18 protein-coding genes and 1 other RNA gene are annotated in these 18891 nt (G+C 67.3%); 10 read left to right on the top strand and 9 right to left on the bottom strand.

What is annotated here, in order from left to right; translation table 11 throughout:
• Window positions 1-169: 169 nt before the first annotated feature.
• Genes ACAD63_RS03810 through ACAD63_RS03820 form a run of 3 tightly spaced genes read left to right on the top strand, consistent with a single transcriptional unit; the run spans window position 170 to window position 2671 of the window.
• Window positions 170-1708: a leucyl aminopeptidase gene (locus ACAD63_RS03810; protein ID WP_133092179.1), complete on the top strand. Its 1539-nt coding sequence runs from the start codon at window positions 170-172 to the stop codon at window positions 1706-1708.
• Window positions 1709-1751: 43 nt separating this feature from the next.
• Complete coding sequence (locus ACAD63_RS03815) at window positions 1752-2186, top strand: DNA polymerase III subunit chi (RefSeq protein ID WP_434033434.1); 435 nt, start codon at window positions 1752-1754, stop codon at window positions 2184-2186.
• Window positions 2183-2671 (top strand): hypothetical protein, encoded by a 489-nt coding sequence (locus ACAD63_RS03820; RefSeq protein WP_135705846.1) that lies wholly within the window; start codon window positions 2183-2185, stop codon window positions 2669-2671. Before ACAD63_RS03815 ends, ACAD63_RS03820 begins: the two co-directional genes overlap by 4 nt.
• Before the next feature lie 100 nt (window positions 2672-2771).
• Here the strand turns inward: ACAD63_RS03820 and ilvD are convergent, their stop codons facing one another.
• Entirely contained in the window at window positions 2772-4445 is a 1674-nt protein-coding gene (gene ilvD, locus ACAD63_RS03825) for a dihydroxy-acid dehydratase (protein ID WP_195427233.1), read from the bottom strand.
• A 150-nt stretch (window positions 4446-4595) separates the two neighbouring features.
• Between ilvD and ACAD63_RS03830 the strand changes: the two genes are divergently transcribed.
• Together ACAD63_RS03830 and lgt are read left to right on the top strand one after the other, a co-directional pair.
• Complete coding sequence (locus tag ACAD63_RS03830; protein WP_434033435.1) at window positions 4596-5546, top strand: LysR family transcriptional regulator; 951 nt, start codon at window positions 4596-4598, stop codon at window positions 5544-5546.
• A gap of 41 nt (window positions 5547-5587) precedes the next feature.
• The gene (gene lgt, locus ACAD63_RS03835; RefSeq protein ID WP_133092174.1) at window positions 5588-6406 is read left to right on the top strand and encodes a prolipoprotein diacylglyceryl transferase; all 819 of its coding nucleotides are present in this window, start codon (window positions 5588-5590) and stop codon (window positions 6404-6406) included.
• Window positions 6407-6425: 19 nt separating this feature from the next.
• Here lgt and ACAD63_RS03840 read toward each other — a convergent pair whose 3' ends face one another.
• Together ACAD63_RS03840 and ACAD63_RS03845 are read right to left on the bottom strand one after the other, a co-directional pair.
• Window positions 6426-7478: a M48 family metallopeptidase gene (locus ACAD63_RS03840; RefSeq protein WP_133092173.1), complete on the bottom strand. Its 1053-nt coding sequence runs from the start codon at window positions 7476-7478 to the stop codon at window positions 6426-6428.
• A gap of 26 nt (window positions 7479-7504) precedes the next feature.
• A complete protein-coding gene (locus ACAD63_RS03845) occupies window positions 7505-8593 on the bottom strand; it encodes a YjgN family protein (RefSeq protein ID WP_135705839.1) in 1089 nt (362 codons plus the stop codon).
• A gap of 805 nt (window positions 8594-9398) precedes the next feature.
• On the opposite strand from ACAD63_RS03845, the gene ACAD63_RS03850 reads away from it, so the two are divergent.
• From ACAD63_RS03850 to ACAD63_RS03870, 5 genes are all read left to right on the top strand, one after another.
• On the top strand, window positions 9399-10106 hold the full coding sequence (locus tag ACAD63_RS03850) for a GntR family transcriptional regulator (protein ID WP_133092171.1): 708 nt from the start codon (window positions 9399-9401) through the stop codon (window positions 10104-10106).
• A 76-nt stretch (window positions 10107-10182) separates the two neighbouring features.
• Window positions 10183-11682, top strand: coding sequence for a malonyl-CoA decarboxylase domain-containing protein (locus tag ACAD63_RS03855; RefSeq protein ID WP_135705837.1), 1500 nt, complete (start codon window positions 10183-10185; stop codon window positions 11680-11682).
• Between the two features lie 150 nt (window positions 11683-11832).
• Entirely contained in the window at window positions 11833-12846 is a 1014-nt protein-coding gene (locus tag ACAD63_RS03860) for a Bug family tripartite tricarboxylate transporter substrate binding protein (RefSeq protein WP_135705835.1), read from the top strand.
• A 44-nt stretch (window positions 12847-12890) separates the two neighbouring features.
• Window positions 12891-13673, top strand: coding sequence for an enoyl-CoA hydratase/isomerase family protein (locus ACAD63_RS03865; protein WP_133092168.1), 783 nt, complete (start codon window positions 12891-12893; stop codon window positions 13671-13673).
• A 109-nt stretch (window positions 13674-13782) separates the two neighbouring features.
• Window positions 13783-15336, top strand: coding sequence for a malonate--CoA ligase (locus ACAD63_RS03870; RefSeq protein ID WP_434033436.1), 1554 nt, complete (start codon window positions 13783-13785; stop codon window positions 15334-15336).
• Window positions 15337-15401: 65 nt separating this feature from the next.
• On the opposite strand, the gene ACAD63_RS03875 is transcribed toward ACAD63_RS03870, so the two are convergent.
• The 6 genes from ACAD63_RS03875 to ACAD63_RS03900 form a co-directional block, all read right to left on the bottom strand.
• Window positions 15402-16100, bottom strand: coding sequence for an SIMPL domain-containing protein (locus ACAD63_RS03875; RefSeq protein WP_135705832.1), 699 nt, complete (start codon window positions 16098-16100; stop codon window positions 15402-15404).
• Window positions 16101-16194: 94 nt separating this feature from the next.
• The gene (locus tag ACAD63_RS03880; protein WP_135705830.1) at window positions 16195-17019 is read right to left on the bottom strand and encodes a sulfite exporter TauE/SafE family protein; all 825 of its coding nucleotides are present in this window, start codon (window positions 17017-17019) and stop codon (window positions 16195-16197) included.
• A 17-nt stretch (window positions 17020-17036) separates the two neighbouring features.
• A complete protein-coding gene (locus tag ACAD63_RS03885) occupies window positions 17037-17477 on the bottom strand; it encodes an EVE domain-containing protein (RefSeq protein WP_133092377.1) in 441 nt (146 codons plus the stop codon).
• Between the two features lie 141 nt (window positions 17478-17618).
• Window positions 17619-17836: non-coding RNA, 6S RNA (gene ssrS / locus ACAD63_RS03890), on the bottom strand.
• 304 nt (window positions 17837-18140) lie between these two features.
• Window positions 18141-18473, bottom strand: a complete 333-nt coding sequence (locus tag ACAD63_RS03895; protein WP_029046048.1) for a cell division protein ZapA — start codon at window positions 18471-18473, stop codon at window positions 18141-18143.
• The gene (locus tag ACAD63_RS03900; RefSeq protein ID WP_133092164.1) at window positions 18470-18781 is read right to left on the bottom strand and encodes a hypothetical protein; all 312 of its coding nucleotides are present in this window, start codon (window positions 18779-18781) and stop codon (window positions 18470-18472) included. Before ACAD63_RS03900 ends, ACAD63_RS03895 begins: the two co-directional genes overlap by 4 nt.
• Between the last annotated feature and the right edge of the window lie 110 nt (window positions 18782-18891).

Below are 18891 nucleotides of genomic sequence, written 5' to 3' on the forward strand. Positions count from 1 at the left end.
TGCCGGCCGGAGCGGGCGATGTGCCGTGCGAGGTGCCTGGCAGAACAGCGGGCTGGCAGCACAACTGGCTGTCAGCGTGGCCGGGGCGTATCAGCGGCGGCAGGTCGCGGGGTAAAAATCGCGGATAATGGAGGCTTTCGTGTCTAACGAGCCCCTGGAAGGAAGCGCGATGGAATTTAGCACAAAAGCCCTTGATTTGAGCAAAGCCGGCCAAAATGGTTTCCTGGCGACCAAGACCGACTGCCTCGTGGTCGGCCTGTTCGAGGGCCAGAACCTGGCCGGCGTGGCCAAGGCGCTGGATACGGCCACCAAGGGCTTGGTGGCGCGGCTGGTCAAGCAGGGCGACTTCGAAGGCAAGCGCGGCACCCACCTGATGTTGCACGAAGTGGCCGGCGTCGGCGCCGCGCGCGTGCTGCTGGTGGGCCTGGGCAAGGAAGCCGAGTTCTCGGACAAGGCCTTTGCCGACGCCGTGCGCACCGCGGTGCGTGCCTTGTCGTCCACGCGCGCCACCACCGCGCTGTGGTGCCTGGCGCAGCAGGCGCCGCAGCAGCGCGACGTTTCGTGGGCCATCATCAGCACCATCACGCTGGTGCGCGACGCCGGCTACCGGTTGCTCGAGCGCCACCCCGGCCTGAAGCGCGCCAATGCCAACGGCAAGCCCAACGGCGCCGACAAGTCATCGCTGCGCAAGGTCGTGATCGCGGTCGACAGCAGCGACGCCCGCGCCGCCACCCAGGCCGCTGTGCGCGGCACCGCCATCGCCAACGGCATGGAAGTGACGCGTGACCTGGGCAACCTGCCGTCCAATATCTGCACCCCGACCTACCTGGCCAATGCCGCGCGCAGCATCGCCAAGCGCCACAAGCTCAAGGCCGAAGTGCTGGGCCGCAAGCAGATCGAGGCGCTCAACATGGGCGCCTTCCTGGCCGTGACCAAGGGCAGCGAGGAGCCGCCGCAGTTCATCGTGCTGCGCTATGACGGCGCCGGTGCCAAGCAGGCGCCGGTGGTGCTGGTGGGCAAGGGCATCACCTTCGACACCGGCGGCATCTCGCTCAAGCCGGGCGAGGGCATGGACGAGATGAAGTACGACATGTGCGGCGCCGCCTCGGTGCTGGGCACCATCCAGGCCGTGGCCGAGATGGGCCTGAAGCTCAACGTCGTGGCCGTGGTGCCGACCTGCGAGAACATGCCCAGCGGCGTCGCCACCAAGCCGGGCGATGTCGTCACCAGCATGTCGGGCCAGACCATCGAGATCCTGAACACCGACGCCGAGGGCCGCCTGATCCTCTGCGACGCGCTGACCTACGTCGAGCGCTTCAAGCCGGCCGCGGTGATCGACGTGGCCACGCTGACCGGCGCCTGCATCATCGCGCTGGGCCACCAGAACAGCGGCCTGTACTCGCGCTCCGACATGCTGGCCGACCAGCTGCTGCAGGCCGGCCGCCATGCCATGGATACCGCCTGGCGCATGCCGCTCGATGACGAGTACCAGGACCAGCTCAAGTCCAACTTCGCCGACATGGCCAATATCGGCGGGCGCCCGGCGGGCAGCGTGACCGCGGCCTGCTTCCTGTCGCGCTTTACCGAGAAGTACGACTGGGCCCACCTGGACATCGCCGGCACCGCCTGGAAGAGCGGTGCGGCCAAGGGCGCCACCGGCCGCCCGGTGCCGCTGCTGACGCAGTTCCTGATGGACCGCGCGGCCTGACGGCAGCAGTCAGCCACCCCGGCAACGCAAGCAGCAAACGCCCATGACGCGCATCGACTTCCACAGCAACGTGCCGGACCCGCTCGGCTATGTCTGCCGGCTGGTCCGCAAGGCCTACGGCGCCGGCCAGAAGGTAGTGATCCACGGCACGCCGGCGCAGCTGGCGGACCTGGATGCGCGCCTGTGGACCTTTTCGGCGCTGGATTTCCTGCCGCATTGCGGGCTTGAACACCCCAATGCGGCGGTCACGCCGATCCTGCTGGCCGCCACCACCGAAGGCGTGCCGCACCACCAGCTGCTGATCAACGTGTCCGACCAGCCGCCGGCGCAATTCGCCAGTTTCGAACGCCTGATTGAAGTGGTGGGGTCCGGCGACGCCGCCCGCGAAGCCGGCCGCCAGCGCTACCGCTTCTACCGCGAACGCGGCTATCCGCTGACGCATCACGATATCGGCCAGCCCAAGGGAGACGCAGCATGAGCGAACGCACCACATCGCGGGTGATTCCGCGGCCGGGGCCCAACGACAGCATTCCGCTGCTGACGGAGGTGGTCGAACTGCCGGATGCGGAATCGGCGGCGCAGCCGCAGGCCGCTACGCAGGAGGGCGTCATCGATACCTTCGGCATGGCCGAATCCGGCATGGTCATGCATGTGGGCGATACTGGCGATAGCGCGGAGCCGCAGGCCGAAGCAGCGGCGCCGCAAGCCCCGGCAGGGGCGACCGATCCCGGCGAGGACGACCTGCGCGCCATGCGCAGCGAGCTGCTGTCGCGCGTGATGCTGCGCTTTCGCACCGAGTGGCCGCAGGTGGTCGAGGCCCATACCGAAGCCACGCTGCAGGCGCGGCTGGCGCCGCTGACGGCGCAGCTCGCCAGCGAGCTGACGCAGTCGCTGGAGGCCCGGCTGGTGGAGTGGCTGGACGCCACGCTGGAGGAGATCGAGCGGACGCCGGGCGGGGATTGAAGCGAGCCGTCGCCCCCCTTGGCGCGGCCGGCATGCAAGACGCATCAGCCAACAAAAAAGCCCGCGGGATTGCGGGCTTTTCTCATCCGGCAAGTGCGCCTCAATCCGTCACTGCACCCTTGCTGGCCGTCGACGCCAGCTTCGAAAACTTCGCCAGCACCCCACGCGTATAGCGCGGCCCCGGCGCCTTCCAGTCGGCACGCCGCTTCGCCAGCTCTTCCTCCGGCACGTTCAGCTGCAGCAGCAGCTTGTGCGCGTCGATGGTGATCGAGTCCCCTTCCTGCACCAGCGCGATCGTGCCGCCCACCGCCGCCTCAGGCGCGACGTGGCCGACCACCATGCCCCAGGTACCACCCGAAAAGCGGCCATCGGTGATAAACCCGACCGACTCGCCCAGTCCCTTGCCGATGATGGCCGAGGTCGGCGCCAGCATTTCCGGCATGCCCGGGCCGCCCTTGGGGCCGAGGTAGCGCAGCACCAGCACGTCGCCGGCGTTGATCTTGTCGGCCAGGATGGCTTCCATCGCGCTCTGCTCGTCCTCGAACACGCGCGCCGGGCCGGTGATGACCGGGTTCTTCAGCCCGGTGATCTTGGCGACGGCGCCTTCCTCGGCCAGGTTGCCCTTCAGGATGGCAAGGTGGCCTTCCTTGTAGAGCGCTTTTTCGATCGGCAGGATCACATCCTGGTCGGCACGCGGGGTGTCTGGCACGTGTTCGAGTTCTTCGGCCAGCGTGCGGCCGGTAATGGTCAGGCAGTCGCCATGCAGCAGGCCGGCCTTGAGCAGGATCTTCATGACCTGCGGGATGCCGCCCGCCTTGTGCAGGTCGGTGGCCACGTATTGCCCCGAAGGCTTCAGGTTGCAGATCACCGGCACCTTGCGGCGGATGCGCTCGAAGTCCTCGATGGTCCATTCGACTTCCGCCGAATGCGCGATGGCGAGGTAGTGCAGCACCGCGTTGGTCGAGCCTCCGGTGGCCATGATCAGCGCCACGGCATTCTCGATCGACTGGCGCGTGATGATGTCACGCGGCTTGATGTCCTTCTTGATCGCCTCGACCAGCACGCGCGCAGATTCCGCCGCGCTGTCGACCTTCTCCTGGTCCGGGTTGGCCATGGTCGACGAGTACAGCAGCGACATGCCCAGCGCCTCGAACGACGAACTCATCGTGTTTGCGGTGTACATGCCGCCGCACGAGCCGGTAGACGGGCAGGCGTGCTGTTCGACGCCCTCGAAGTCTTCCTGGCTCATGCGGCCGGCGGTGAATTCGCCTACGGCTTCGAACGACGACACGATGGTCAGGTCCTTGCCCTTCCAGTTGCCCGGCTTGATGGTGCCGCCATAGACATAGATGCCCGGCACGTTGGTGCGTGCCAGCGCGATCATGCCGCCGGGCATGTTCTTGTCGCAGCCGCCGATCACGACCACGCCGTCCATCCACTGGCCCTGCGCCGCGGTCTCGATGCAGTCGGCGATGACCTCGCGCGAGATCAGGGAGTACTTCATCCCCTCGGTGCCCATCGACATGCCGTCCGAGATGGTCGGCGTGCCGAACACCTGCGGGTTGGCGCCGGACGCCTTGACCGCGTCGATCGCCGCGTCGGCCAGGCGCTGCAGGCCGGCATTGCACGGCGTGATCGTCGAGTGACCGTTGGCGATGCCCACCATCGGCTTGTCGAAGTCTTCCTTCTTGTAGCCGAGGGCGTAGTACATCGAGCGGTTGGGGGAACGCGCCACGCCTTGGGTGATGTTCTGCGAGCGTTTGTTGAATGCCATGGTGGGTCTCCGGGGGATGTCCGGCGCCGCGGAGTTGTGCGCTGTCACGCGGGCAGCCGATGTTGTGCCGGAAAGCATGCCCCTTGCATTTTGGAGTGTCAAATATATTATTTTCCCTCTATTGAGTCGAAAAAAATATCAGGAGGCGTCTTGGACCTGCGTCAGCTGCGTTACTTCGTCACCGTGGCGGAAGAGCTGCATTTCGGCCGGGCCGCACAACGGCTATCGATGACACAGCCGCCGCTGTCGCAGCAGATCCAGGTGCTGGAGGAGGAACTTGGCGTGCCGCTGTTCGTGCGCACGCGGCGCTCCGTGGCGCTGACACCGGCCGGCGCGCAGTGGCTGCCCGAGGTGCGGCGGGTGCTGGCCGATGCCGCGGCCCTGCCCGGGCTGGCGCAGCGGCTGGCGCGGGGCGAGCTGGGTTCGCTGTCGCTGGCCTTCGTCAGCACCGCCGACTACGGCATCCTGCCTGACCTGCTGCGGCGGTTCCGGGCGCGTCATCCGGAGGTGCAACTGCAGTTGCGCGAGGCCACCAGCGACGTCCAGCTCGAAGCGCTGCTGGAAGGCGCGATCGACGCGGGCCTGGTGATCCGGCCACAGCTGCCTGCGATGCCGCCCGGACTGGCCTACCTGCCGCTGGTCAGCGAACCGCTGGTGCTGGCAGTCGCCGACGGCTGGCGGCCGGCAGGCGGGCTCGCGCAGGACGGCAAGGTATCGCTGCGCGAGGCAGCATCCGAACCGCTGATCATCTTCCCGCGCCGAAGCGCGCCGGCGTTTTATGACATCATTACGGGCTACTATGCGCGCGAGGGCCTGGTGCCGGCGATCGCGCAGGAAGCCATCCAGATGCAGACCATTGTCAGCCTGGTGTCGGCTGGCATGGGCGTGGCGCTGGTGCCGGCATCGCTGTGCAACCTCCGGCGCACCGGCGTGTCGTACCTGGCGCTGCGCGAGTCCGGCCCGCAGATCGAGACCGGGCTGGCCTGGCGCGACGGCGGCAGCGCCGGCGTCGCGCCGGTGCTGCGGTCGTTCATCGAGATTGCCGGCGCACTGGCCACCGAGGCCACCGAGGCCACCTTAGCCGCCGCGGCGCCGCGCTGAGCGCGCGGCCGGCCCATACCGATAACTTTATTCACGCCAACATGCTGATCCATCCCCAGTTCGACCCGGTTGCCATCCACCTGGGCCCGCTTGCCATCCGCTGGTACGGGCTGATGTACCTGGCCGGGTTCATCATGTTCCTGTGGTTCGGCCGCCTGCGCATCCGCCAGCCGCACATGGCGGCCAAGGGCTGGACCACGCGCGACCTCGACGACATGCTGTTCTTCGGCGTGCTGGGCGTGATCCTGGGCGGGCGGCTGGGCTATGTGCTGTTCTACAAGCCGACGTACTACCTGTCGCACCCGATGGAAATCTTCAAGGTGTGGGAGGGCGGCATGGCCTTCCACGGCGGCTTTCTCGGCGTGATCGTGGCCATGTGGCTGTTCGGCAGGCTGCGCCGCCGCCACTGGATGGAGGTGACCGACTTCATCGCACCGATGATCCCGTGCGGGCTGGCCGCCGGCCGCATCGGCAATTTCATCAACGGCGAGCTGTGGGGCCGCGCGACCGACCTGCCCTGGGGCATGATCTTCCCGCAGGCGGGCGACAACATCCCGCGCCATCCGTCGCAGCTGTACCAGTTCGCCGGCGAAGGCGTGGCGCTGTTCATCATCCTGTGGCTGTTCGCGCGCAAGCCGCGGCCGATGGGCGCGGTCTCGGGCGTGTTCCTGATCGGCTATGGCGCGTTCCGCTTTGCCGCCGAATTCGCGCGCGAGCCGGACAGCTTCCTGGGCCTGCTGGCGCTGAAGATGTCGATGGGGCAGTGGCTGAGCGTGCCGATGATCCTGGCCGGCATCGCGATGGTGATCTGGGCCTACCGGCGCCAGCCGGGCGCGGGCGCGCCGCAGCCGGCGGCCTGAGCCAAGGCGCCGCGGGCGGTTACTTTCCGGCGCGGCGCAGTGCGTCGATGCGCGCCTGCGTATGCGGGTGCGTCGACAGGAAGTCCTGGCCGCGCTCCGGTGCGGTCTCCGGTGCCGACGATGCCGACGATGCCGACGATGGCGCGCCGGCGCCCGCACGATGTTCCAGCTTGACCAGCACATCGGCTAGCGCCGCGGGCGGCAGGCCATTGCGCTGCATGACCTCGATGGCAAAGTCGTCGGCCTCGCGCTCGTGGTCGCGCGAGTAGCGCAGCGTCAGCATGGCGGCCGGCACGCCCGCCAGTACGGTCGAGATATCGCCGAACAGGTAGGCCGACAGCGCACCCAGCGCCGAGGCCTGGATGACCTGCTGCAGGCCGTGGCGGCGCGCCACGTGGCCGGCTTCGTGCGCCAGCACCCCCATCATTCCGGCGCCGGTGCCGGCCAGGCCGACCAGTTCGTCGGTGACTACGATGGTGCCGCCGGGCAGCGCCAGGGCATTGGCGCCGATTTCACCGCCCTGGCGGAACAGGATCTGGTAGTCGTGCCCCGCGTCGGGCGGCCGCCTGAGCGCGGCAAAGCCCTGGCGGATGCGTTCCTGCTCGGCCTGCGGCAGCTGCGTCGGCTTGACCACGCCGTTGTCCAGGCTCGCCAGCGTCAGCCTGCCCAGATGGGCCTCCACTTCCGCCGGCACCGTGCGCGCCATCACGCCCGCGCCCCACGGCAGCAGCACGTAGTAGCCCAGCACCAGCACCGCCACCAGCGCCGCCACCGCCATCCCCGCCAGGCGCCAGCTGTTCTGCGCGCGAGACACCAGCCCTTCGCGATGGCCGGTGGCGGCCAGCATGTGGTCGAAGGCGGCGTGGTCGTTGATTTCGCAGAAGGCGCCGTCGGCGAACGTGACCAGCCGCGGCGCGCGCCGTACGCGTTCGGATACGCGCACATCGGACAGCGCCGCGCGGCGCAGTTCGGCGCCGCTGTCGTCGCGCAGCACCGCCTGCTGCGCTTCCACGGCCAGGGTTGCCGGATGCGCACGCGAGGTGCGGCCATCGAAGAAGGTGACTGGGATCATGGTGCTGACGCTACCGGGCGCTGCAGTCAGAGCGCGATGTCGATGTCGTACCAGTCTACTGCTGCATCGCCGAGCGCACCGACCTGCTGCACCTCGCCGGCGACAAAGCTGTCGAGCGGGCCGGCGGCCAGCATGGTCACGCTTTCGACCCGGTAACGCGTAGCGCGCACCCGCGCGAAAGGCAGGTACAGGCCCAGCGTGAGCGCGATGGCGATCAGGTTGGTGACGAAGATAAAGATCATGCGGCCCGCGCCGACCTGGCAGCGGAACGCGTGCTGGGCGAGCGTGGTGTGGCTCCATACGACGTTCTGCAGGCGCGCCATCAGGTAGGGGCTGACCGCCAGCAGGCCCAGGTAGAAACCGGCAATCGCGAAGCCGAGGATCGCCGCGGCGGCGAGGCCCTTGGTCCCCGGTGCCACCACCGCGCCCAGGACAAAGCTGAGCACGATGCCGGCGACAGCCGTGGCCAGCACCACGCCGAACGCCCGCAGGTAGACGCCGTAGAACTCGCCGGCGCCGGCGGCAAAGCCGAATGGCGCCGTGCCGAAGCGCGTGTTGCGGTGCTGGTACTGCTTGAAACGCTGGTGCGCCAGCGGGCCGAGCAGCCCCAGCGTGAACACCGCCGCCAGCGGCCACAGCACGAATACCTTGTAGGCCTCGGCATCCCCGCCGGTAAAGGCAAAGCGCAGGCCGCGGTAGCTGGAATTGGCCATGCGGAAGCGCAGCGAGCGCACCAGCAGCAGCGGGAACACCGCCAGCAGCGCCACCAGCATCGCCAGCGCGAGGAAGGGCGATACGTTCGAGGCCAGCTGGAACGCAAGGGCGAGGCCGAACACGATGGCGCGGCCTTTCAGGATCGCCGAGGGCTTGCCGTGGTAATCGAAGCTGGCCCCGTCGAGCCGGGTATTGCGATAGAAGTACTGCAGCGTGCGCACCTTGGCCCATGCGGAATAGATGCCGAAGGTGACGATGGTCAGCAGTACATTAACAATCCAGATACGGAAATATTCCGATCCGGACCCGGTGAAAGACAGGCGCAGAGGTTGCGGTGACGCCGGCTCCGTGTCAAAGGCCGCGGACGAAGAGAACGTGAAATCGCTGCTGCCGGCGTGCATGAGGGAAGCTCCCGGGAAAATGGAAATGCGGATTGGCCAATGGAACGCGGCAAAAGACCCTGCGCGCTTGTATCAGATATGCAACCATTTGAAATCAGGCCATTGCGATGCGCGCGGCACATTCTCGCATCGATAAATTAAGACCGCGGCACATTTTGCATATGCAATTGCCGACAGTCGGGTTTGCCTGGTTGGCGCCATGGGAAAACCCTCGTAACAATCGAGAAACATCCTGTTACACTGATTGTAATCTGTAACAAGTTTCGGATGCGTGCCATCAATAAATTCAAGGACTTAGATCCACTGGCACGGTAATCGCTAACGATGCTGTTACAAGATGAGCGGCAAGCCACAGTCGCCACGGAAGCGTTCAGGGAGGGTCCACACGGACCACTGGGGGCGGATGCTTCACGCCACAGAACAGGGCAACGGGAAAATCCGCGCGCAAGCGCGTTTCGAGGGGGGCGCCGGGCCAGCGCCAGGTTTGAATGATGACCCACGCAGCGGATACGAACCTATTCGCAGGCGATGCAAGCAGTTCAGTAGTCCTTTCAGGCGCGGGCGTTTCTTTGCAGGGAGGCATGGAAACGCCCGCCGCACCTCCTTCTCGCCACGCAGGCGCCATTCACGCGCTTTCTTGCGCGCTTCCTCGCACGCTTTCTCCGACGCCTGATTCCGTATTGATCCCGTATTCTGCAGTGCAACATCGAAACCGCTTGTATCGTTGCCGCCCTAATCCATAATTATGAATTATGGCGACCGGGACGCATGGTTCCGGCCACGGATTCCTCAACCGGGGGTGGCAATGCGCATCGTCCAGCAGGCGCTGTACCTCGAAGTCGCAGACCGGCTGCGCGCAATGATCGATGCCCATACGCTGACCCCCGGCGCCTGGATCGATGAAAGCGCGATGGCCGAGTCGCTCGGCATCTCGCGCACGCCGCTGCGCGAAGCGCTGAAGGTGCTGGCTGCCGAAGGGCTGGTCCGGCTCGAGCCGCGCCGCGGTTGCTTTGTCAATAAATTGTCCGAGCAGGACCTGGACGAGATCTTCCCGCTGATGGCGCTGCTCGAAGGCCGCTGCGCCTACGAGGCCGCGCGCAACGCCACGCGGGCCGACCTGGACGCGCTTGACGGCCTGCACGCCGACCTGGCCCGCTATGCGCAGGCTGGCGATATCGATGCCTATTACGAAACCAACGCGCAGATCCATGAGGCGATCCAGCGCCTGGCCGGCAACCGCTGGCTGTCGGGGCTGATCAGCGACCTGCGCAAGGTGCTGCGGTTGTCGCGCCACAAGAGCCTGAAGTTGCCCGGCCGCATCCACGAGTCCTGCGCCGAGCATCTGTCGGTGTTCGCCGCGCTCAAGGCGCGCGACCCTGAAGGCGCCGAGGCGATGATGAAGACCCATCTGCTGCGCCAGCGCGCGGCCCTGCAGGCGCTCGACCATGCCGCCGGCGCGGCCCAGCCGACCCGGGCGCCGCCGCCACTGCGCGTGGCCGGCGGCGACGACTAGCGGCCCGCGCCCCACGCTTTACGCCGCAGCATGGCAAGTCCTTTACGTTCCGATCGATGCACAAGGCAGGTACCGCATGAACTCCTTCGACACGGGTGACCGGAAAATCAGCGCGCCGCTGGGCGAGAGCGAGCCGGCCGGCAGTAATTTCCTGTCGCGGCTGGGCCGCTGGTGGGGCCGCAAGGGCGAGGCCGAGGCCGCGACCAAGGCAGCCAACGGCGTGGCGCACGCCGACGGCGAGGTGCCGTTGCCAACGCGCGTGGCGCGGCGACAGCGCGAGCAGTTGCGGCTGTGCTTCGATGCCCGCCTGACCGACGGTGCCGCCAATGCCGCTGCGCAGGCGTGGCAGGCCGAGTACGAGGCCGCGGGCGAGGCCACCCGGCGCGCCATGCTGGAGTTGCTTGCGGAGGTCGCCGGCAGCAGCGGCGAAAAGGCCGCCGACGCCAAGGGCGAGGGCAAGGGTGACACAAAGGGTGAAGCCAGGGGTGACACAAAGCCCGACGGCAAGGCAGGCCATTCCGGACTGACCCACGCCCTGTCCAGCGCCCGCATCCGCTTCTTCAAGCGTTTGGCCGCGCTCCACGGCCAGCGCGGCAGCAGCGCCTGCGGGCTGCACTTCCTGATCCAGCTGCGCGCCGACATGCTGCGCTGGCAGCGCCGGGTGCCGGGGCTGCGCGTGCTCGACGACGACCTCGAGGCGCTGTTCTCCAACTGGTTCGACGTGGGCCTGCTGGAACTGCAGCCGATCACCTGGGACTCGCCCGCCTCGCTGCTGGAAAAGCTGATCCGTTATGAGGCCGTACACGAGATCGCCTCGTGGACCGACCTGCGCAACCGGCTCGACTCCGATCGCCGCTGCTACGCCTTCTTCCATCCGCGCATCCCGCGCGAGCCGCTGATCTTCGTCGAGGTCGCGTTCGTCCCCGAGATGGCCGCCAATGTCCAGACATTGCTCGACGAGGCCGCCCCGCTGGAAGACCTGCGCCGCGTAAAGTGGGCCATCTTCTACTCGATCAGCAACACGCAGGCCGGCCTGCGCGGCGTCAGCTTCGGCAATTTCCTGCTCAAGCGCGTGATCGAGGAACTGCAGCGCGAATTTCCCAAGGTCAAGCAGTTCGCCACGCTGTCGCCGATTCCCGGGTTTGCCGACTGGCTGCGCAAGCAGGACGCCGAGGCGATCTCTCGCGCGCTCGGCGACAAGCGCCTGGCGCGCTGGCGCGAGCGCCACGGCGAGGCGCCGGCCGACGGGGCAGGGTGGCTGGCGGCGCTGTCGCCCGAAGCGCCCGCCGATGCCGACCCGCTGACGCGCGATACCGCGATGGCGCTGGCCGCGCATTACCTGGTGCGCGAGCGCCACCAGGCGCTGCCGGCGGACCCGGTGGCACGCTTCCATCTCGGCAACGGCGCCTGTGTCGAGCGGCTCAACTGGGCCGCCGACCTGTCGCGCAAAGGCCGAAGCCAGAGCTGCGGCATGATGGTGAATTACCTTTACGTGCCCGAGGCGCTGGATGACAATCTGGCACGCCTGGGTGCAGGCAACCCGCGCATCGGCCGTAGCGTCGGGAAGCTGCTGTGACCCTGGTCCGGTCACGGGGATGGCCCAGCACAGCGCGGCGCCGTGCGCCGCGTTTCCTTGTCGGGACCTTGCAGTAGAGCCGTGCCACAGCACCTGCGCGTGGCAATTCAGATCGACTTTCCGCAGAAAAGAGAGAGAGGAGACAGCAACATGAATCGTCGTCAGTTCAGCCTGGCCGCCTGCGCGCGCGCAGCGGGCATGGCACTTGGCGTGGCCGGCATCGGCGCCGCCACGCTGTTCGCGGCACCCGCCGCCCATGCCGATGCCTGGCCGTCCAAGCCCGTCACCGTGATCGTGCCGTTCCCGGCCGGCGGCGGCACCGATGCCTTTGCGCGCCCGCTGACCGCGCAGCTGTCCAAGCAGCTGGGCAAGCAGTTCGTGATCGACAACCGCGGCGGCGCGGGCGGCACGGTCGGGGCCAGCATCGCGGCCAAGGCCGCGCCGGACGGCTACACCGTGTTCATCGGCGGTGCGCACCATGCGATCGCGCCGTCGTTCTACAAGAAGCTGGACTACGACATCGAGAAGGATTTCATCCCGGTGACGGTGATCGCCCAGCCGCCGCAGGTGATAGTGGTCAATCCCAACCGCGTCAAGGCCAATACGCTGCAGGAGCTGATTGCCTACGCCAAGGCCAATCCCGGCAAGCTCAACTACGGCTCGGCCGGCAACGGTTCGGCCCACCACCTGGCGGGCGAGCTGTTCAAGATCCAGACCAAGACCTTCATCACCCATATCCCGTACAAGGGCGCCGGCCCCGCATTGTCCGACCTGATCGCGGGCCAGGTCGACCTGATGTTCGACGGCCTGGGCTCGTCGGCGCAGCATATCCGTGCCGGCCGCATCAAGGCGCTGGCGGTGGCATCGAGCAAGCGCTCGGCGGCCTTCCCCAATGTGCCGACCGCGGCCGAGGCCGGGGTGCCTAACTACGAGGTCTCGACCTGGTATGCGATGTGGGTGCCCAAGGGTACGCCCAAGGACATCGTCGACCGCCTGTACGCCGAGACCGAGAAGGCGCTGAACACGCCGGAAATGAAGCAGGTCTGGCTCAACAACGGCTCCGAGACACCGGTCTTCACGCAGGAGCAGTTCGCGCAGTTCCAGCGTGCCGAGATCCGCCGCTGGGCGCAGGTGGTGCAGCAGTCCGGCGCCAAGATGGATTGACGCGTCATCATGTCGAAGTCCGATCCATGCAACGGAGCGGGGCGATGAGCGGTACCGTCGTCTTTGCCTCCCAGGGCACCACTGCCACCGTCACGCTGTCGCACGCCGGCAAGCTCAACGCCATCTCCGCGCAGATGTGGCGCGAGCTGGCGGCAGGCTTCACCCGCCTGGCGGCCGACTCCGCGCTGCGCTGCGTGGTGGTGCGCGGCGCCGACGGCAACTTTGCCGCCGGCGCCGACATCGCCGAGTTTCCCGCCGAACGCGGCGACGAGGCTGCGGTGCGGCACTACCACATGGCCACCATCGCGCCGGCGCTGGCCGCCGTGGCGCAATGCCCGCACCCGACCGTGGCGAAGATCGAGGGCGTATGCGTAGGCGGCGGCCTGGAGATCGCATGCCATTGCGACCTGCGCATCGCCGCCTCGGACAGCCGCTTCGGGGTGCCGATCAACCGGCTCGGCTTCCCGATGGCGCCGGGCGAGCTGCAAGGCCTGCTGGCGCTGGCGGGGCGCGCCGCAACGCTCGAGATCCTGCTGGAAGGCCGTGTCTTCGACGCCGCCGAGGCGCATGCCAAGGGCCTGTTGACGCGCGTGGTGGAGCCAGGCGCGCTGGCCGCCGAAGTCGATGCCGCGGTGCGCCGCATTGCCGCCGGCGCACCCGCCGCGGCGCGCATCAACAAGGCCACCATCCACCGCCTGGCGCCGATGCCGGCGCCGCTGTCGCCGGCCGAGCTCGACGCGCACTTCGCCTATGCGGAAGGCGCCGACCATGCCGAGGGCGTGGCCGCCTTCCTGGCGCGCCGGCCGCCGCAGTTCCGGGGAGAGTAGTCCGGCAAATCTGCCAGAATGCGGGATTGCCATGCCCGCACCATCTGGCATCGGGGGCCATGCCCCTGCGTGACCCATACCGTTCCAAGCCTTTCGTTCGATCCACACCATGAACGCCAACCTGTTCGCCCTGTTCGAAACCCGCTTTCCCGCGGACCGCACCGCCTGCTGCATCGAGACCCACGACGGCCTGTACTACAGCTGGGACGACCTCGACCGCGCCACCGCCAAGCTGGCCAACCTGCTGGGCTCGCTGAACCTGCCCGAAGGCGCGCGCGTGGCCGTGCAGGTCGAGAAGTCGCCCGAGGCGCTGTTCCTGTATCTGGCCACGCTGCGCGCGGGCTACGTCTACCTGCCGCTGAATACCGCTTACCAGGAGGCGGAGATCGACTATTTCGTCGGCAACGCCGAGCCGTCGGTGGTGGTGTGCAGCAGCAAGAATTTCGCCTGGGTGTCCAAGGTGGCTTTCCGCCACGGCGTCAACCACGTCTTTACGCTGGACGATGACCGCAGCGGCTCGCTGCTGGCACGTGCGGCCGGCAAGGACGACACCTTTGCCACCGTCGCGCGCGCGGACGACGACCTCGCCGCCATCCTCTACACCTCGGGCACCACCGGCCGCAGCAAGGGCGCGATGCTGACGCACCGCAACCTCGCGTCCAACGCGCAGACGCTGCACGAATACTGGGGCTGGCGCAGCGACGACGTGCTGCTGCACATGCTGCCGATCTTCCACGTGCACGGCCTGTTCGTGGCCTCGCACGGCGCGCTGCTGGCCGGCGCCAAGATGATCTGGGCGCCCCGGCTCGACATGGCGCAGGTGCTGAAATTCCTGCCGCGCTCGACCGTGATGATGGGCGTGCCGACCTACTACGTGCGCATGCTGCAGGAGCCGCGCTTTGACGACGACACCTGCCGCCGCATGCGGCTGTTCGTGTCGGGCTCGGCGCCGCTGCTGCTGGAAACCTTCGACGCCTTCCGCGAGCGCACCGGCCATACCATCCTGGAGCGCTACGGCATGAGCGAGACGGTGATGCTGGTGTCCAACCCGTATGACTCCGCGCTGGGCGAACGCATCGGCGGCACCGTCGGGATGCCGCTGCCGGGCGTGTCGGTGCGCGTGGTCGATGGCGATGGCAACCCCTGCGCGCCGGGCGAGATCGGCAATGTCGAGGTCAAGGGCCCGAACGTGTTCCATGGCTACTGGCGCATGCCGGAGAAGACCAGGGAAGAGTTCACCGGGGACGGCTGGTTCAAGACCGGCGACGTCGGCCGCTTTGGCGGCGCCATCGTCAGCCAGGCGGGCGAGCGCCAGGTGCCGGACAGCTACCTGACCATCGTCGGCCGCAGCAAGGACCTGATCATCTCGGGCGGCTACAACGTCTACCCGAAGGAAATCGAAAGCTTTATCGACGAGATGCCGGGCGTGGCCGAGAGCGCGGTGATCGGCGTGCCGCACGCGGACTTCGGCGAGGCAGTGGTGGCGGTGGTGGTGACGAAGCCGGGCGCGGAGATCGATGAGTCGGCGATGATCGGCACGCTGAAGGGACGCATCGCCAATTTCAAGGTGCCCAAGCGCGTGCACGTGGTGGACGAACTGCCGCGCAATACGATGGGGAAGGTGCAGAAGAACGTGTTGCGGCAGCAGTTTGCAACGCTCTGACGTTCCAGGGCATGCTGCCTCTCCCGCTTGCGGGAGAGGCAGCATGCAAGCGGTGGCTCACCGGCTTACTTCAGCATCTGCACCGACCCGTTCACCGATACCGTCACCTGCGTCTTGCCGCCTTCCACCGGCACCGGCACCGCGGCATCGGCCATCATCGCCTTGGCTGCGCCATACATGCGCGGCATCGGCGGCACCACGCCGCTTTCGCTCACGTTGACCTCCCGGATGGTGTAGCTGTTGTAGCCGAACAGCTTGGTGCTCGACTGCGCCTTGTTGCGGAACGTTGCCACCGCCTGTTCGGCCAGCCTGGCCTCGGCCGCTTCGCGCGCTTCGCGCGACAGCGAGAAGGCGATGTTCTGCACCTGCATCTGGCTGGCCAGCTCGCCTGCCAGCTTCGATACCGCCGGGAAATCGCGCGACTTCAGGATGACCTCGGAGCGCCCGCGCCACGTGCTGATGCGGCCGTTGCGGTCGGTGCTCGGGTGGATGGTGAAGCCGCCCGATTCCGCGGTCACGCCCTGCGTGCGCTTTGCCTGTGCCAGCACGGCCTGGGTGCGCGTGGACAGCGCCGTCGAGATCGCCGTGGGCTCCGCGCCTTCCTGTTCGGCGGCCAGCGTCAGTTGCACGATGTCGGTCGGCACTTCGCTCATTGCCTGTGCTGACAGCGACAGCACGCCGGACGGCGTCTCGGCCGGCCCGCCATGCGCCGAAGCGACGATGGCGGTGGTGCCCAGCAGGGTGGCGGCAAGCCATTGTTTCATCTTGTTCTCCCGAAAAAACGTAGTGGCTGTCAGACGGAACCGGCGCCTGAAACGTTCCGCGAGATTGCAAACGAATGTTGCGGACCCGGTGCCCTCAGAACGCCTGCCAGGCCTTCCACAGCATGTAGGACGCCAGGCACAGCAGCAGCACCGCAAAGGCCTTGCGCAGCTGCCCGACATCCATCTGGTGCGCGGTGCGCGCCCCCAGCGGCGCGGTCAGCATGCTGGCCGCGACAATGACGAGCATCGCCGGCAGGTAGATGTAGCCGATCGATCCCGGCGGCAGTCCCGGCATCTGCCAGCCGCTCCAGACATAGCCCGCCACGCTGGCGGCAGCGATCGGGAAGCCCAGTGCGGCCGACGTCGCCACCGCGTTGTGGATCGGCACGTTGCACCAGGTCATGAACGGTACCGAGACAAAGGCGCCGCCCGCGCCGACCAGGCTCGACAGGAACCCGATCACGCCGCCCGTGCCCAGCATGCCCGCCGCGCCCGGCAGTTGCCGGCTCGGGGCGGGTCGGCGGCTGCGCAGCATCTGCAGCGCGGAAAACCCGACAAACACGGCAAAGGCAAGCGACAGCCAGCTGGTCTTGAGCGCGGCAAAGACCTTGCCGCCCCCGATCATGCCGCCGAGCACGATGCCCGGTGCCAGCGCCAGCACCACCGGCCAGCGCACCGCGCCGCGCTTGTGGTGCGCGCGCACCGACGACAGCGACGTGAACAGGATGGTGCCCATCGAGGTGGCGATCGCCATATGGACAATGGCTTCCGTGGGAAAGCCCAGCGCGCTGAACAGCAGCGTCAGGAACGGCACCATCATCATGCCGCCGCCGACGCCGAGCAGCCCGGCGCAGAAGCCGGTAAAGGCGCCAAGGGCCAGCAGCGCAGGGACCAGCACCGGCAGGGTAGCAAGCTGCATGGGTCAGCGCGCCGGTGTCAGCGCATCAGCTTGCCGGTAATGAAGCGCCATTCCGCCGGCGTGACCGGCGTGATCGAGAGCCGGTTGCCACGGCGCAGCACCACCATGTCGGCCAGTTCTTCATGCTCGCGCAGCGCGGCCAGCGAAATCAGCTCGCTCTTGCGCTCGAAGCGCACGTCGACCAGCAGCCAGCGCGGCGTATCGGGCGTCGACGCGGCGTCGTAGTACGGGCTCTTGGCATCGAACTGGGTCGGGTCGGGGTAGGGCGTGGAGCAGACCTCGGCCAGGCCGGCAATGCCGGGCTCGGGACACGACGAGTGGTAGAACAGCACGCCGTCGCCGATCTGCATGGTGTCGCGCATGAAGTTGCGCGCCTGGTAGTTGCGCACGCCGGTCCACGGCAGCGTCCCCTCGCGGGCGAGGTCGTCGATGCTGGCCTCGTCCGGTTCCGATTTCATCAGCCAATACTGGCGGGCGCGTTTGTTCGGGGTCGGGCTCACGGCGCGGTTCGAGGATGAAGGAGTCGGAGTGCGCGGGCGAGGCCCGCGCGCGTGCGCAAAGAAAAAAGGCGATGGTTCAGAAAACCACCGCCTTTTTAGGGGGTCCCCGCCTCGGCCGCTGGGTCGGCATCCTGAACCCAAGTGAGGTTCAGAGTGGCTGCGGAAGTCGCATTTCGGGTACATCATCCACTCAGGGAGTCCAAGCCAGGCCCGGACTATGAATGCGACGACGCGCTCGCCCACGCGACATGATCCCGCACCATGCAATGCATATCGGTTCAAGGAGTTTATGACCCTCACGAACCAGGCAGGGAAACTGTCAAACGTCTGACGCTACAACCGCTTCGACCGGCCGGGTAGGTGACCTGCCTGCGGGATGTCAGACGTTTGCCGTTTCTAACTAGGATGGGATGAAAACGGCGGCCGGGCGCGATAACCTGGCCAGTCAGCTGCACTTTTGTGGTGCCTCGTGCAGTCTGGCTACACTATACACCGCGTCGCAGGCCTTACCAAGTCCACACGCGCGTATCGTTACATTTTGCGCGACAGCGCGGCATCCGCTGCACATCCCTCCATTTTCACGGTATATAAGGCTGCCCGGCTGGGTTTCAACCGGCCCGTTCAGCCCCGCGTGCCGGTACCCACGTGCGCGTATTGCCGCAACGCTTCGTCGGCGCGTTCGTTCAGTTCGCGGATGCGCGCGTGGATGGCCTCGACCGGGATCGTGCCTTCGGCCTGCTGCTTGCGCTGCAGGGCCAGCAGATCGGACGCGATCGAAATCGCGGCCATCACCGCCACGCGCTCGACGCCCTTGGCGGCAATGCCGTTGCGCAGCTTGTTCATCTGCGTGTCGACCAGTGCCACGGCCTCGAGCAGCGCGGCCTCGTTCTCGGGCGCGATGGCAAAGCGGTACGGCTGGCCGGCGATATTGACTTCGACTTGCTTGTTGCTCATGCGTGTTCTCCGGAGGCCTTGTGCGGCTCTGCCGCGGCGCCCTCGCCCAGCAGGTCGAGCTGGCGCGTGTCGCTGGCGGTCGGCAGCTTGTCAAGGATGGACTGGATGCGCAGCTGCGCTTCCTCGATCTTGATGTTGAGCAACTCGCGGTCGGCTGCCATGGCCTCGCGCTCGCTGCGCAACTGCGCGGCTTCACCCTCCAGCCGGGCGATCTCGTCGCGCAGCCGCTGGTTTTCCGCCGCCAGGGTGTCCGCATGGTGCAGCACGCGCCCGATCTTCGCGGCCAGTTGTTCGAGTTCGTTGAGCATAGGGCCTGTCATGATGGGATAAAGGTCAGGTAACGCGATTCTAGCCGATGCGCCGCCGCGCACAATGCGAAGGAAAGCGTTTGTGACCGGGTACCTGCATGGAAGTTGCA

Origin of the sequence: Cupriavidus sp. a3, from assembly GCF_051015765.1 — a bacterium.
Lineage (GTDB): Bacteria > Pseudomonadota > Gammaproteobacteria > Burkholderiales > Burkholderiaceae > Cupriavidus > Cupriavidus oxalaticus_A.